This window comes from Ancylobacter moscoviensis (assembly GCF_007559435.1).
Taxonomy (GTDB): domain Bacteria; phylum Pseudomonadota; class Alphaproteobacteria; order Rhizobiales; family Xanthobacteraceae; genus Ancylobacter; species Ancylobacter moscoviensis.
The window spans coordinates 1-13,972 of record NZ_VMBP01000006.1 but is presented as its reverse complement, the minus strand read 5'-3'; the positions used below and the strand labels follow the sequence as shown (position 1 = coordinate 13,972).

Sequence of the window (13,972 nt, the reverse complement as noted above, 5' to 3'; positions counted from 1 at the left end):
CGATGCGGGCACATCTGGCTAGCGCATTTCCGGGGCCGATGAAATGATCCGGGAGTCGCCCCACGCATGAGAATTCGCCATGGCCGCGCCTGCCCTTCTTCCCCTCGGATCGACGATGCGGGTGCTGCGCCCCTACCCGAACATCTACGCCTTCTATGACGGGCGGATCGAGGGCGCGCGGGCCCACGCGGCGGGGCCGAACTGGCTCGATGACGGCGCCTATGCGCTGGGCGTCTGCGTCTATGCCGTGGTCGATGGTGAGGAGGCAATCCTCTACGACACCCACATCTCGCTCACCCATGCGCGGATGATGCGCGCGACGCTGGAGGAAGCGGGCATGCGCTCGATCCGCGTGGCGCTCAGCCACTGGCACGACGACCATGTGGCCGGCAACGAGGTGTTCGCCGATTGCGAGATCATCGCGCTCAACCGCACCGAGCAGGCGCTCGCCGCCAATCGCGTGGCGCTGGAGAACGCCGACCCGCCGATCCACCCGCTGGTCATGCCGAACCGCGTCATCACCGGGCCGACGGAGCTGAAGGTCGGCCGGCTGCGCGTCGAGCTGCGGCCGGCGGAGATTCACAGCAGTGACGGGCTGATCCTGCTGCTGCCGGACCTCGGCCTCATGCTCGCTGGCGACACGCTCGAGGACACCGTCACCTATGTCGGCGAGCCCGACCGGCTCGGGGTGCACATAGAGGAGCTGAAGCGCATCCGGGAATGGGGGTACCAGCGCATCCTGCCCAATCATGGCGCGCCGGACATCATCGCCGGCGGCGGCTACGGGCCGGAATTCATCGACGCGACGATCCGCTACCTGAAAAAGCTGCTCCACACGCGCATCGACATGGCACTGGCCGATCAGGACCTCTCCACCTTCGTCGCCGAGGATCTCGCGGCGGGGGCGATCCGTTACTTCGCGCCCTACGAGGCGGTGCACGCCAACAACGTGAAGCAGGTGCTGGCGCTGTAGCGCGCCCTCACCGCAGCTTCAGCGTCGACAGCCCGATCAGCGCCAGCACCACGGCGATGATCCAGAAGCGGATGACGATCTGCGGCTCGGTCCAGCCCTTCTGCTCGAAATGGTGGTGGATCGGCGCCATCTTGAAGACGCGCTTGCCGGTGAGCTTGAACGAGGCCACCTGCACGATCACCGACACCGCCTCCAGCACGAACAGCCCGCCGATCACCGCCAGCACGATCTCGTGCTTGGTGGCGACCGCGATGGTGCCGAGCAGGCCGCCGAGCGCCAGCGAGCCGGTGTCGCCCATGAAGATCTGCGCCGGCGGGGCGTTGAACCACAGGAAGCCGATGCCCGCCCCGATGAGCGCCCCGCAGATCACAGCCAGCTCGCCGACGCCGGCGACGTAGTGGATCTGCAGATAATCCGCGAACAGCACGTTGCCGGACAGGTAGGAGATCAGCCCGAAGCTCGCCGCCGCCACCATGACCGGCACGATGGCGAGGCCGTCGAGCCCGTCCGTCAGGTTCACCGCATTGCCGGCGGCGACGATGACGAAGGCGCCGAAGATCACGAAGAACCAGGAGAGGTCGATCAGCAGGTCCTTGAAGAACGGGAAGGCCAGCGAGGAGGACAGCGGCTCGCGCCCGACATGCATGATGACCACGGCGGCGGTGCCGGCGATCAGCGCCTCGATGGCGAGGCGTGCCTTGCCGGAAAGGCCGTTATGGGTCTGCTTCGTGACCTTCAGATAGTCGTCGTAGAAGCCGATCAGCCCGAAGCCGATGGTCACGAACAGCACCACCCAGACATAGGGGTTGGAGAGGTTGCCCCACAGCAGCGTGGCGACCATCAGGCCGGAGAAGATCATCAGCCCGCCCATGGTGGGCGTGCCCTTCTTGGTCAGCAGGTGCGACTGCGGCCCGTCGGTGCGGATCGGCTGCCCCTTGCCCTGCTTCAGCCGCAGCAGGGCGATGATGGCCGGCCCGAACATGAAGACGAAGAGAAGGGCGGTGATGATCGCCCCGCCGGTGCGGAAGGTGATGTAGCGGAACACGTTAACCGCCGGGACGCTTCCCTGGAGTTCGGCAAGCCATTGCAGCATGGGGGATCAACCTTCCGGTAGGCACAGCGGCACGCGCGCGGCGCGCCGCGTGCTCGGATCGGGATTATGGCGGGAAGCGTCGCTCATTCCGGGCTTTCGGCCGGCTCGGCGAGCGCGCCGGCGGGGAAGCGTTCGGCAAGGCCGCGCGCGAGCGGGCCCATGCGGCTGCCGTTCGAACCCTTGACCATCAGCACGTCGCCACCGCGCAGGCGCTCGGCAACCAGCGGCAGCAGCGCCTGCGCATCCGGCGCCCAGGCGCCGCGGCGGTTCTCCGGCAGCACCTCCCAGAGCGCGCGCATGAGCGGCCCGGCGCAGAAGACGAGATCGGCCGCGTCGGCAGCGGGAGCGAGGTCGCGGTGCATCGCCTCGCCGGCCGCCCCGAGCTCCAGCATGTCGCCGAGCACGGCGAGCCGCCGCCCGCGCCCGGCCACCGGCGTGGTGCCGAGCACGGCGAGCGCGGCGCGCATGGAGGCGGGATTGGCGTTGTAGGTTTCGTCGATCAGCGTCGCGAGCCCGCCCTTCACGGCGAGCGGCGTGCGCACGCCGCGTCCGGGCGGCGGACCGAGCGAGGACAGGGCGAGCGCCGCCAGCGCGAGATCGGCGCCGGCAAGCTTGGCGGCGGCGAGCACGGCGAGCGCGTTCTGCACGATATGCCGGCCGGGCAGGCCGATCTTGAAGCTGACCGTCTCGCCCATGATGTCGGCCATGGCGGTCGAGCTCTGCGCCTGAAGCTTCACGCAGACGAGGCGCGCCTGCGCCTCCGCCGCCTCGCCGAAGCCGACGATGTTGGCGATGCCGGCCGCCCGCGCCGCCGCCGCGAGGCGCTCGAAATGCGGGTTGTCGCGGTTGAGCACCGCCGCGCCGCCCGGCTCGACGCCGGTGAAGATTTCCGCCTTGGCGTCGGCGATCGCCTCGACGCTGTCGAACTGGGCGATGTGCACCGGCTCGACGGTGGTGACGACCGCCACGTGCGGACGCACCATCGCGACCAGCGGCGTGATCTCGCCGGGATGGTTCATGCCGAGTTCGAACACGCCATAGGCGCTCGACGCCGGCATGCGGGCGAGCGAGAGCGGCACGCCCCAATGGTTGTTGTAGGACGCCGCCGAGGCATGGGTGGGCCCGTCGGCGCCCAGCGCCAGCAGCAGCGCTTCCTTGGTGGTGGTCTTCCCGACCGAGCCGGTGACGCCGACGATCTGCGCCGCCGTCCGCGCCCGCGCCGCGCGGCCGGCGGCCTCCAGCGCCAGCAGCACGTCGTCGACGGCGAGCAGCGCGACGCCCTCCGGCATTTCGGTCGCCCGGGCGCGCTCCACCACGCACAATGCCGCGCCGCGATCGGCCGCCGTGCGGACATAGGCATGGCCGTCGCTGTTCTCGCCGCGAATAGCAAAGAACACGTCGCCCGGCTGCAGCGTGCGGGTGTCGATGGACACGCCGCCGATCGCCCTCGCCGCGCCCGACAGCGTGCCGCCGGTCGCCCCGGCGAGGTCGGCGGGCGTCCAGAGCGGCGAGGAGGCAGCGGCCGTAGCGCCGACCATGGCGATCATCCCCCGAGAAATTCGACCGCGACGTCGCGGTCCGAGAAAGGCAGCGTCCGGTCGCCGATGATTTGGCCGGTTTCGTGACCCTTGCCGGCAATCAGCACGACATCCCCGCTCCGCGCCATGGCGATGGCAGCACTGATCGCCTCGGCACGATCGCCGATTTCCCGCGCCTCGGGGGCGGCGGCGAGGATCGAGGCGCGGATCGCCGCAGGGTCCTCGCTGCGCGGATTGTCGTCGGTCACGATGACCACGTCCGCCTTCTCGGCGGCGATGGCGCCCATCAGCGGCCGCTTGCCGCGATCGCGGTCGCCGCCGCAGCCAAAGACCGCGATCAGCCGGCCCGTCGCATAGGGCCGCAGCGCGTCGAGCGCGTTGGCGAGCGCGTCCGGCTTATGGGCATAGTCGACGAAGACGCCGGCACCGTCCCGAGATCCCGGCTTCACGCCGACCAGCTCCAGCCGGCCGGGTACGCCCTCCAGCGTCTCCAGGGTCGCGAGCGCCTCGCGGGCACCGGCGCCGGTGAGCATGGCGAGGCCCGCCGCGACCAGCGCGTTGCAGGCCTGAAAGGCCCCGACGAGCGGCAGCTTCAGCGACAGGCGCGTGCCGTCCGCCTCGATCTCGAGGCGCTGACCGAGTCCCTCGTCCTGCCGCGACAGCAGCGAGATGCCGGCGCCGGCGACGCCGATGCCGAGCACGTTCAGTTCATGGTCGGCGGCGACCTGCGCGACGTGGCTGCCCTCCGCCGTGTCGACCCACACCGCCGCGCCGCCGCCGCGCGGCACGAGATCCCGAAACAGCCGCATCTTGGCGTCGAGATAGGCTTCCATGGTGGGATGATAGTCGAGATGATCGCGCGAGAGATTGGTGAAGGCCCCGGCCTTCAGCCGCACGCCGTCGAGCCGGTGCTGGTCGAGCCCGTGCGAGGACGCCTCCAGGCACAGATGCGTCACGCCCTCGCCGGCGAGCGTGTGCAGCGTGCGGTGCAGCTCGATCGGATCGGGCGTGGTGAGCGACCCGTAGACGGCGCCGGAAGGCGCGACCACGCCGAGCGTGCCGAGGCTCGCGCTGGCATGGCCGAGCTTCTGCCAGATCTGGCGGGTGAAGGTCGCGACCGAGGTCTTGCCGGACGTGCCGGTAACCGCCGCGATGGTCTCGGGCTGGCGCGGGAAGGCGCGCGCGGCGGCAAGCGCGACGGCGCGGCGGGCATTGCCGACGCGTACATAGGCGATGGCTGGATCGAGGGAGGCGGGGCGCTCCGTCTCCGCCACCACCGCGACGGCGCCGCGCGCGATGGCGTCCCGCGCGAACGCCATGCCGTCGGCCTTCGCCCCGGCCAGGGCGAAGAACACGTCGCCCGCCCGCGCCTTGCGGCTGTCGAGCACCGGACCGGCGACGGCAAGCGCACGGTCGGCGCCGGCATAGTCCGCGTCATCGCCGATCAGGTCGCCCAGAGTGAGGTTCTGCGGACAGTCGGCGGTGGGTCGTATCGGATCAGGCATGCCCGTCATCCCGCGTCCTTCGACGCCTCCTGCCGGACCGGCCGTAAGGGCGGCCACCTCCGGCTGCATGTTCCGCATAGCCGATTCCAGGGCGGTGACGCACCGGAAATCGGCCTGCGCGCGTTACTGGGCCCGCGCCAGCGTGGTGTTGGCGAGCAGGCTCTCCGCTGGCGGGACGTCGGTGCGCGGCATGATGCCGAGCATGGGGCCGATACGGGAGATGATCTTGCCCGTCGTCGGCGCGGCGTTCCAGCCGGAGGTGGCGAAACCGTAGGTGCCCTCGGCCGCCTGCGGCTCGTCGAGCATCACCAGCACGAGGTATTGGGGGTTGTCCATCGGAAAGACGCCCGTGAAGGTGGTGAGCAGCTTGGTCTTCGAGTAGCGCCCGTTGATCACCTTCTCGGCGGTGCCGGTCTTGCCGCCGGCATAGAAGCCGGGGGCGTTGGCCTTCTTGGCCGAGCCCTTCTCGGCATTGAGGCGCAGGAGATAGCGCATCTTGGCGCTGGTCTCCGGCTTGATGATCGGCTTGGCCAGCGCCCGCGCCTCTTCCGGCGTGCGCTTGAGGAAGGTCGGCGGGATGAGATAGCCGCCGTTCACCAGCGCGTTCACCGCCATCACCGCCTGCAGCGGCGCGACGGCGAGGCCGTGGCCGAAGGCGATGGTCGCGGTGTTCAGCTCGCCCCAGCGCTTGGGCACGATGGGCATCGCGCTCTCGGGCAGCTCGGTGCGCAGCCGCTCCAGCTGGCCGGCCTTGGCGAGGAACGCCTTGTGGGCGTCGACGCCGAGCGCCAGCGCCATCTTCGCCGTGCCGATGTTCGAGGAGTAGAGGAAGACCTCGGGCAGTGTCAGTACGCGGTTCTCGGCGTGGTAGTCGCTGATCTTGAAGCGGCCGAAATGCAGCGCGCCGCGCGCGTCCAGCGTCGAGTTGATGTTGAAGCGGCCGCTGTCCAGCGCCATGGCGAAGGTCAGCGCCTTGAAGGTCGAGCCCATCTCGAACACGCCGGTGGTGAGGCGGTTGAGGTTCTTCGGGTCCAGCGAGCGCGCCGGATCGTTGGCGTCGAAGTCGGGCAGCGACACCATGGCGACGATCTCGCCGGTGCGCACATCCACCACCGTGCCGGCGGCGGCGATGGCCTTGAACTTCTCCTTGGCGGCGTTGAGCTCATCGCGCAGCACGTGCTGCACGCGCAGGTCCATCGCCAGCTCCACCGGCTCCTGCTGGCGGTCCGAGGCGAAGCCAGCGAGGTGCAGCTCGGCGAGGCCGCGCGAATCCACCCACTTCTCGATGCCGGCGATGCCCTGGTTATCGATGTTGGTCGAGCCCATCACATGGGCGCCCAGCGTGCCGCCGGGATAGATGCGGCGGTTCTCGGTCATGAAGCCGATACCCGGCAGGCCGAGATTGTAGATCTCGCGCTGCTGCTGGGGGGTGATGTCGCGCTTCAGCCAGGCGAAGCCGCGATTGGTGGAAAGCCGCTGGCGCAGTTCGTCGGCGTTCAGGTCGGGAAGGACCGCGGTCAGCGCCTCCACCGCCTCGTCGACGTCGATCAGCCGCTTGGGCTCGCCGAACAGCGAGGACGATTTCACATCGGTGGCGAGCACCAGCCCGTTGCGGTCGAGCACGTCCGGGCGGGCGGAAGCCACCGCGTCGGAACCGGCGCCGCGCCGCGCCAGCGTTCCCTCGGGCGCGGAGGCGAACATGGCGAGCCGCCCGCCGATGGCGAGATAGACCCCGGCGAACACCAGCATACACAAGAGAAGGCGCGCCCGCGCCACCGCATGGGCTTCCGGCCGCTCCCGCCCGAAGGCGGCGCGCACCACGCCGATGAACGCGCGCAGGAGCGTCAGCGGCAGGCGCGCGAGCCGGGCCGGCAGCGCGGCGAGCATGGTCTTCAGGCGGGACGAGAGGGACGCGAGCAACGCGGACATGGCGGCGACTCCGGGACTACTGGCCGACCGCCGCAGGCGGCAGCAACGGACTTTCCGCCGCGGGATTGAGCGGCGCACCGATGACCCCCTGCGGGCCCACGAGGCTGGGACGCTGGGGCGCCATGCTGCCGGCCGGCGGCATGGCGGAGAGCGGCAGGGTATCCTCCGAGAACGGCCCTTCCGGCAGCGGCGCGTCGTCCGGAAGGCGGGCCACCGGCGCGGACGGCTTCGACGGCTTGGCAGCCGGCTTCGCGGCCGAGGGCACCGGCTCCGGCGAGGGCCCGTCGACCAGCGCCTCGATCATGCCGCCGAGCGCGTCGCCGTTGGGCGCGGGCTTGGACGGCAGGCTGGCGAGCCGATCCATGTGTTCGACGTCGAGCGGCTGCATGTCGAGATGCTTCTTGGCGAGGGCCTGGATGCGGTCCGGCGCGGTCCGGCGCGCCCACTCGGCGTGCAGCAGCGCGATGCGGTCGCGCTCGGCGCGGATCTCGGTACGAAGCTGCGCGATCTCCTGCGCCTCGAAAGCCGAGGAATATTTGACGTGGTAGACGGCGCCCGCCGCAGCGAGAAGCGCGATGACCGAGACGGCATTGAGTACGCGGAACATGTCTCGACCTCAGCGACGGCGATGGGTGTCCAGAACCGGGAGCGGCGGCAGCAATGACGACAGGTCGCCGGACGCATGGGCGGGAGCGCCGGTGCGTTCGGCGGCACGAAGCTTGGCGGAGCGGGCGCGCGGGTTGCGGGCGAGTTCCCCCTCGCCCGGCTCCACCGCGCCACGCGCCACCAGCGTGAAGCTGGGCGCCGCGCCCTGCACCGCCGGCATATGGCGCGAGCCGGTCGCGACCTTCGCCCGGTTGGCGAGGAAATTCTTCACGATGCGGTCTTCCAGCGAATGGAAGGTGACGACCACCAGCCGCCCGCCCGGCCGCAGGATGCGCTCGGCGCCCTCGAGCGCCCGGGCGAGTTCGCCCAGCTCGTCGTTCACCGCGATGCGCAGCGCCTGGAAGGTGCGGGTGGCGGGATGCGGCTCGTGCGGCTTGGCGCGCACCACCTTGGCCACGATGTCGGCGAGCTGCAGCGTGCGCTCGATGGGCTCCCGGCCGCGCGCCTCAACGATGGCCCGCGCGACCGCCCGCGAACGGCGCTCCTCGCCGAAACGGTAGATGACGTTGGCGAGATCGGTCTCGGAGAGCTTCGCCACCAGATCGGCGGCCGAGGGCCCCTCGCTCGACATGCGCATGTCGAGCGGCCCGTCGCGGCGGAAGGAGAAGCCGCGCTCACCCTCGTCGATCTGCATGGAGGACACGCCGATGTCGAGCACCACGCCATCCACCAGCGGCTCGCCGACGGCCGTGGCCACCTCGGCGAGTTCGCTGAAACGCTCATGAACAAGAGAGAGGCGCCCGCCGCTTTCCTCGACCAGCGCCTGCCCGTCGCGAATGGCGTTCGGGTCGCGATCGATGGCGATCACCCGGCAGGCCGCTGCGCCGAGAATGGCGCGCGTGTAGCCGCCGGCGCCGAAGGTGCCGTCCACATAGACGCCGCCGTCGCGCGGGGCGAGATGTTCGAGAACTTCGTCGAGCAGGACAGGCAGATGGCGGGCCGGTCCGCCGGCAGCGTCCGTCTCCGAACCGCCGCGACCCGCCATCATGCCCCATCGGCGCGGGATTCCCGCGTCGCCCCCTGAGAGCCGATCTGCTGCTTCAGCGCACGCACCTTCGCCGTGGCCTCCGCGAGATGCGCCCGGAAGCGTTGTGGCTCCCAGATCCGAAAACTGTCGCCGAGGCCGACCAAAACCGCCTCGTCCCTGATATGCGCGTGCGTCTTCAAACCCTCGCTCAGCACGACGCGGCCCTCCGGATCGAGTTTCAGCATCTCGATCGCCCCGTAGAGTGCGCCGGCCAGTTCCTCGCGCGCCTCCGAATAGGGCGGATAGCGCTCGATCAAGGCGTCGATCCCCGCCATCAGCCGCGTCCCGCCCGCCTGAAGCGCCGGCAGGTCGAGCGCCGGATGGCAGTAGAGATGCTCCAGCCCGTCCCGCGCGAGAAGCCCGCGATACGGCGCCGGGATCGACATCCGGCCCTTGGAATCGAGCCGCATCGCATAGGTCGATACGAAACGTTCCATCGGCCCGGCACGCCCCTACGCAAACACGCCCCGTTGCACGCCCCGCTACAGGCTTTCCGGAGACCAAGCACAGCCCGTCGACGGACGCGGCAAACGCGCCATCGGCTTCGCTGACTCGGTACTGCAACGGGATGACTTGGGATAGCATGGGATACATTGGGCGTCAATGGAACGACTGCGACTTCAACACCGCGCCGCCGGTTGCGACACGGTGATTCCGCCACGGCCGGCGATTGGCCATTAACGCCCCATGAACCTTAAGAATCGGTTGAATCCGGCACCGGCCGGGCGTAGCTGCGAGCCATGACAGAGCCGCCGACCGACAATCCGCCCGCCCCGCCCTTCGCGCCGGACTCGCCTCTGGTGGCGCAGGTGCTGCCCTCGCCGAACCATGGCGAGCGCCTCGGCGTGGCCGGCCCGGACATGCTGCTGCTGCACTACACCGGCATGGAATCGACCGACCAGGCGGTAGAGTGGCTGCGCTCGCCGGAGCGGCAGGTCTCCGCGCACTATGTCGTATTCGAGGACGGACGCATCGCCCAGCTCGTGCCCGAGGCGCGCCGGGCCTGGCATGCCGGCGCCGCGCACTGGGCCAGCGCCACCGACATCAATTCGCATTCCATCGGCATCGAGATCGCCAATCCCGGCCACGACTTCGGCTATCCGCCCTTTCCGGCGATCCAGATCGAGGCGGTGACGGCGCTGTGCAAGGACATCCTGACACGCCATCCCATCCCGCCCGACCGGGTGCTCGCCCATTCGGACGTCGCGCCGATGCGCAAGGAAGACCCCGGCGAGAAATTCCCCTGGGAGGTGCTGCACCGCTTCGGCGTCGGCCATCTGGTGGAGGAGGCCCCGCCGAGCGACGGGCGCTACTTCATGCGCGGCGAGCATGGCCAGCCCATCGAGGCGCTGCAGGCCATGCTCGCCTTCTACGGCTATGGCGTGCCCGTCACCGGCACCTATTGCGAGGAAACGGAGGCGGCGGTGCGTGCCTTCCAGCGTCATTTCCGCCGCGCACGGGTGGACGGTATCGCGGACGTCTCGACGCTGGCGACGCTCTATGCCCTGTGCGCCTCGCGTCCGGGCACGGCGGAACCCGAGCCGGCAGAGCCGCCGAATATCGCCTGAAATATGCGCACGCACATAATGCCGGCAGCGCACGACAGGATCGTGCGCATTGGCATTTGCACGCGCAAGTATCGTTCATGAACGTTGCGGTTGCGCCACAGCCAGAGGTATAGGTTACCGAAAAACACCAACCGATGCAGGGATTGCGACAATCCTGAAATCGTATCGGCCTCATTCGAGACAGATTCGAGCTGATTTTTCCCGGCCGTCGCAGTCAGACGAAAAGGCCATCGGCTCGTAATGAATGTTTCTCGCGTAATCAGTGCTTCGCTTGTCGTCGCCGTCTTTGCCGCCTCCGGCACGAACATCGCCAGTGCCAAGTCGATCTTCACCAAATCATCCGAAGTCAACGTTCCTTCCACCTCGAACAACCTTGCCTCCCTTGTAGATCGTGAGGCCCGCGCCAATGGCGTACCGGTGGCCCTTGCCCGCGCGGTGGTGCGTATCGAGAGCAACTGGAACACGAGGCTCACCGGCCGCGCCGGCGAGGTCGGCCTCATGCAGATCAAGCACCAGACCGCGAAGGGCATGGGCTATTCCGGCAGCCGCGCCGCGCTTTACGAGCCGGCCACCAATATCCGCTGGGGCATGCGTTATCTCGCCGGCGCCTATCGCCTCGCCGCCGGCGACACCTGCGGCACCGTCATGCGCTATCAGGGCGGCCACGGCGCCAAGCGCATGTCCTCGGCCGCGCGGGTCTATTGCAGCAAGGCCCGCACCATCATGGCCTCCAACTGACGCTGGTCATCGTCTTGCGCGCGGCGGGGGCTCACTGGTTTCGCGTCGCCCCCGCCCGTGCGCTCCCTCCCCGGCCGGCATCTTCGGACTTGACGCCGGAGCCGCTCTCCCTCATGTGCTGAACCTGCCAGCCGGCCGGACGGCCGCGTCATCCCCAGGGATGCCGAGGAAAGTCCGGGCTCCACGGAGACACGGTGCCGGATAACGTCCGGCGGGGGCGACCCCAGGGAAAGTGCCACAGAAATCAGACCGCCGCGGGTTCGCCCGCGGTAAGGGTGAAACGGTGCGGTAAGAGCGCACCGCGCGTCCGGCAACGGAAGCGGCACGGCAAACCCCACCGGGAGCAAAGTCGTATAGGGGTGGCACGAAGCTTCGCTTCAGGTCCCGTCTTCGGACAGCCGCCCGGGTTGACTGCTCGAGGCGCCAGGCAACTGGCGTCCCAGAGGAATGGCCGTCACGCGGGAGCAATCCCGCCTTACAGAACCCGGCTTACAGGCCGGCTGGCACTCTTCTTCCTGCCGTCGCCGCGCGGACATGTTTCCACGGCCTGCCCGCCCCGGGCCGGTACGATGCCGGCATGGCGCCGACACGGCCGCTTTGCTACTCCTTCGCTCCCCGCCAGCCGAAGGAGCCCGCCATGTCGATCCGCATCATCCTCGCCGGCGCCACCGGATGGGTCGGCCGCGCCCTCGCGCCGGCGCTCGCCGCGGCGCCCGATCTCGAGCTCGTCGCCGGCGTCGCCCGCAGCCATGCCGGCAAGGATCTGGGCATCGCGCTCGGCGGCGCCCCGTCCGGCGTGCCGGTCTTCGCCAGCGTCGAGGAGGCGCTCGCCGTCCCCGCCGATGTGCTGATCGACTACACCAAGCCCGGCGTGGTGAAGGCCAACGCGCTCGCCGCCCTGAAGGCCGGCCTCGGCGTCGTCATCGGCACCTCCGGCCTCGGGGCCGCCGACTATGCCGAGCTCGACGCCGTGGCGCGCCAGCACGAGGCCGGCCTGCTCGCCGCCGGCAATTTCTCCATCACCGCCACGCTGCTGAAGCGCTTCACGCTGGAAGCGGCGAAGTACGTCGCCGATGTCGAGATCATCGACTACGCCTCGGCCGGGAAGCCGGATGCGCCCTCCGGTACCGGGCGCGAGCTGGCGGAGGCACTGGCCGAGGTGCGCCAGCCGGCGACCAGCCGGCCGGTTGCGGATGTCGTCGGCGTGCCGGCGACGCGCGGCGGCGCCTTCGGGGAAGGGGCGCGCGAGGTGCGAGTGCACGCGCTGCGCCTGCCCTCCTTCGTTCTCGGCGTGGAAACGATCTTCGCCGCGCCGGACGAACGCCTCACCATCCGCCACGACGCCGGCGCCTCGGCCGCGCCCTATGTGGCGGGCACGCTGCTGGCCGCCCGCAAGGTTAAGGGCTGGATCGGTGTGAGGCGCGGGCTCGACACGCTGCTGGACTGACGGCGAACGCCCTGCGGCTCACCGGCCGTCGGTGTAGGAGCGGGCCTTGCCGGTGGAGCCGGTCGGGGTGGGATCGAGCCCCAGCCATTTGGCCAGCGGAATGCTCGCCGGCGGCAGCGGCACGCCGGGCGGGGCGCGACGGCTCGGCGCGGCCGCGGGAGGCACCGCGGCGGGCGCCGCCGGATAGGCCGACGGGTAATCCGACGCCGCCGGATAGGGCGCGGGCGAGGGATAGGCCGACGGCGCGGGATAGGCTTGAGCGGGATAACCCTGCGCCGGATAAGTCTGGCCCGGATAGTTTTGCGAAGGCGCGGCCGGGGTCGCCTGTGCCGGATAGGGATCGGCGGCGGGGTAGCTGCTCGCATAAGGGTCGGATGGTGGCGGCGACAGCACCATCGGCTCGCCGGCCGCCGGCATGTGGGCCGGAGCCGGTCGGGCGGCGGGTTGCGGCGCGGACGGCGGCGGCGCGGAGCCGTAGCCATCCTCCGGCGCCAATCCTTCCTCGCCGGCCGGGACGCCCACGGGCTCTTCCGCCGGCGCGGCGGACGACTCTCCCCAGGGAGCGCCAAAAAGCGGGGCTTTATAGGCAGGCGCCTTGTAGACGGGCAGGTTCGGCGGCGGCGGGGGCGTGACCCGGGGATTGCAGGCGGAACGGTCGGAGGCGCGCCGCATCAGGTCCACATGGATGTGGTCGTAGTGATAGATGTTGGAGCCCGGTCCCAGCACGGTGGAAAAGCGCTGGCAACCGGTGGCCTGCACCGTGCGCAGGAAGCCCTGCTCGTCCGGCCGGCCCTTCCAGCCCTTCTTGACCGTGACCTCGCGCCCGTCGGCGAGCACGAAGCCGCCGATGTCGAAGGCATTGCCGAAGGCGTGCTCGGAAATCTTGCCGCGCGGCCCGCCATTCATGTTGCGGCAGGAATAGGCGGACATCTGCTTCATCTTCGCCACCGGCTGGCCGAACCAGGCCATGGCGGCGGGCTGGATGTCGTCGCGCAGCCAGCGGTCGACGGAAGCGGTGATCGGGCAGGCGAGCGTCGCCTTGGGCGAGACCTCGACGGCGCCTTCGTTGAAGGCGAGCACGCGGAACGGGCGGTCCATGCCGCAGGTTCCCGCGCCGTCGATCTCCTTGATGGGGATGGTGTAGGCGGAGGGCTTAACGAGGCCCCCCGCCACGCACCGTTCCTCGGCATCCGTGCGCCATCGTTCGCGCTGCTCGAGCCCGAACTTGCAACCGGAAAGCCCCAGAAGGACGAGCGGGGCTACGAGAAACCAGGATACGCCGCGCGTCATGGCGGCAAGCTAGGCGGGGTTTGGTTGACAGCGGGTTAAGCAGTCGCCTCGAATGTCGCAGAAAAAGAAAACGGCCGGAAAAGACCTCCGGCCGCTTATTTCGAATTTCGAACCTGATTACAGATTCTTGACGATATCCTCGACCATTTTTTTGGCGTCGGCGAAGAGCATCATGGTGTTGTCGCGGAAGAAGAGCTC

At 69.6% G+C, this 13,972-nt stretch carries 13 protein-coding genes and 1 other RNA gene; 5 read left to right on the top strand and 9 right to left on the bottom strand.

Translation table 11 applies throughout. The features are described from left to right. Positions 1-79 precede the first annotated feature (79 nt). A complete protein-coding gene (locus FO470_RS16565) occupies positions 80-973 on the top strand; it encodes an MBL fold metallo-hydrolase (protein ID WP_144344098.1) in 894 nt (297 codons plus the stop codon). Positions 974-980: 7 nt separating this feature from the next. Here FO470_RS16565 and mraY read toward each other — a convergent pair whose 3' ends face one another. The 7 genes from mraY to FO470_RS16530 all read right to left on the bottom strand — a co-directional run bounded on the left by mraY (position 981) and on the right by FO470_RS16530 (position 9,168). After that, positions 981-2,066 carry a phospho-N-acetylmuramoyl-pentapeptide-transferase gene (mraY, locus tag FO470_RS16560; protein ID WP_144344097.1) on the bottom strand — a complete coding sequence of 362 codons (1,086 nt, stop codon included), beginning with the start codon at positions 2,064-2,066 and terminating at the stop codon, positions 981-983. A gap of 83 nt (positions 2,067-2,149) precedes the next feature. Next, positions 2,150-3,604: a UDP-N-acetylmuramoylalanyl-D-glutamyl-2,6-diaminopimelate--D-alanyl-D-alanine ligase gene (locus FO470_RS16555; protein ID WP_144344096.1), complete on the bottom strand. Its 1,455-nt coding sequence runs from the start codon at positions 3,602-3,604 to the stop codon at positions 2,150-2,152. 5 nt (positions 3,605-3,609) lie between these two features. Continuing rightward, positions 3,610-5,109: a UDP-N-acetylmuramoyl-L-alanyl-D-glutamate--2,6-diaminopimelate ligase gene (locus tag FO470_RS16550; protein WP_186292001.1), complete on the bottom strand. Its 1,500-nt coding sequence runs from the start codon at positions 5,107-5,109 to the stop codon at positions 3,610-3,612. Between the two features lie 123 nt (positions 5,110-5,232). Further along, entirely contained in the window at positions 5,233-7,038 is a 1,806-nt protein-coding gene (locus tag FO470_RS16545) for a peptidoglycan D,D-transpeptidase FtsI family protein (protein WP_144344095.1), read from the bottom strand. A gap of 16 nt (positions 7,039-7,054) precedes the next feature. Then, positions 7,055-7,645, bottom strand: a complete 591-nt coding sequence (ftsL, locus tag FO470_RS16540; RefSeq protein ID WP_144344094.1) for a cell division protein FtsL — start codon at positions 7,643-7,645, stop codon at positions 7,055-7,057. Between the two features lie 9 nt (positions 7,646-7,654). After that, on the bottom strand, positions 7,655-8,692 hold the full coding sequence (rsmH, locus tag FO470_RS16535; RefSeq protein WP_186292000.1) for a 16S rRNA (cytosine(1402)-N(4))-methyltransferase RsmH: 1,038 nt from the start codon (positions 8,690-8,692) through the stop codon (positions 7,655-7,657). Beyond that, entirely contained in the window at positions 8,689-9,168 is a 480-nt protein-coding gene (locus FO470_RS16530) for a division/cell wall cluster transcriptional repressor MraZ (RefSeq protein WP_144344093.1), read from the bottom strand. The genes rsmH and FO470_RS16530 overlap by 4 nt, the downstream gene beginning before the upstream one ends. A gap of 303 nt (positions 9,169-9,471) precedes the next feature. On the opposite strand from FO470_RS16530, the gene FO470_RS16525 reads away from it, so the two are divergent. From FO470_RS16525 to dapB, 4 genes are all read left to right on the top strand, one after another. After that, positions 9,472-10,299 (top strand): N-acetylmuramoyl-L-alanine amidase, encoded by an 828-nt coding sequence (locus FO470_RS16525; RefSeq protein WP_144344092.1) that lies wholly within the window; start codon positions 9,472-9,474, stop codon positions 10,297-10,299. 240 nt (positions 10,300-10,539) lie between these two features. Beyond that, the gene (locus tag FO470_RS16520; RefSeq protein ID WP_144344091.1) at positions 10,540-11,037 is read left to right on the top strand and encodes a lytic transglycosylase domain-containing protein; all 498 of its coding nucleotides are present in this window, start codon (positions 10,540-10,542) and stop codon (positions 11,035-11,037) included. 127 nt (positions 11,038-11,164) lie between these two features. Further along, an RNA gene (gene rnpB / locus FO470_RS16515) (RNase P RNA component class A) lies at positions 11,165-11,545 on the top strand. Positions 11,546-11,674: 129 nt separating this feature from the next. Further along, the gene (gene dapB / locus FO470_RS16510; protein WP_144344090.1) at positions 11,675-12,484 is read left to right on the top strand and encodes a 4-hydroxy-tetrahydrodipicolinate reductase; all 810 of its coding nucleotides are present in this window, start codon (positions 11,675-11,677) and stop codon (positions 12,482-12,484) included. A gap of 18 nt (positions 12,485-12,502) precedes the next feature. Here the strand turns inward: dapB and FO470_RS16505 are convergent, their stop codons facing one another. Next, positions 12,503-13,657, bottom strand: a complete 1,155-nt coding sequence (locus FO470_RS16505) for an extensin-like domain-containing protein (protein ID WP_246659622.1) — start codon at positions 13,655-13,657, stop codon at positions 12,503-12,505. A gap of 234 nt (positions 13,658-13,891) precedes the next feature. After that, the coding region (locus tag FO470_RS16500; protein WP_144342786.1) for an NAD(P)(+) transhydrogenase (Re/Si-specific) subunit beta at positions 13,892-13,972 on the bottom strand (81 nt) is incomplete at its 5' end.

Excerpts from the sequence above, each read along its gene's own strand:
- FO470_RS16565 (WP_144344098.1), top strand. The coding sequence starts at position 80 with ATGGCCGCGCCTGCCCTTCTTCCCCTCGGATCGACGATGCGGGTGCTG.
- mraY (WP_144344097.1), bottom strand. The coding sequence starts at position 2,066 with ATGCTGCAATGGCTTGCCGAACTCCAGGGAAGCGTCCCGGCGGTTAAC.
- FO470_RS16555 (WP_144344096.1), bottom strand. The coding sequence starts at position 3,604 with ATGGTCGGCGCTACGGCCGCTGCCTCCTCGCCGCTCTGGACGCCCGCC.
- FO470_RS16550 (WP_186292001.1), bottom strand. The coding sequence starts at position 5,109 with ATGCCTGATCCGATACGACCCACCGCCGACTGTCCGCAGAACCTCACT.
- FO470_RS16545 (WP_144344095.1), bottom strand. The coding sequence starts at position 7,038 with ATGTCCGCGTTGCTCGCGTCCCTCTCGTCCCGCCTGAAGACCATGCTC.
- ftsL (WP_144344094.1), bottom strand. The coding sequence starts at position 7,645 with ATGTTCCGCGTACTCAATGCCGTCTCGGTCATCGCGCTTCTCGCTGCG.
- rsmH (WP_186292000.1), bottom strand. The coding sequence starts at position 8,692 with ATGATGGCGGGTCGCGGCGGTTCGGAGACGGACGCTGCCGGCGGACCG.
- FO470_RS16530 (WP_144344093.1), bottom strand. The coding sequence starts at position 9,168 with ATGGAACGTTTCGTATCGACCTATGCGATGCGGCTCGATTCCAAGGGC.
- FO470_RS16525 (WP_144344092.1), top strand. The coding sequence starts at position 9,472 with ATGACAGAGCCGCCGACCGACAATCCGCCCGCCCCGCCCTTCGCGCCG.
- FO470_RS16520 (WP_144344091.1), top strand. The coding sequence starts at position 10,540 with ATGAATGTTTCTCGCGTAATCAGTGCTTCGCTTGTCGTCGCCGTCTTT.
- dapB (WP_144344090.1), top strand. The coding sequence starts at position 11,675 with ATGTCGATCCGCATCATCCTCGCCGGCGCCACCGGATGGGTCGGCCGC.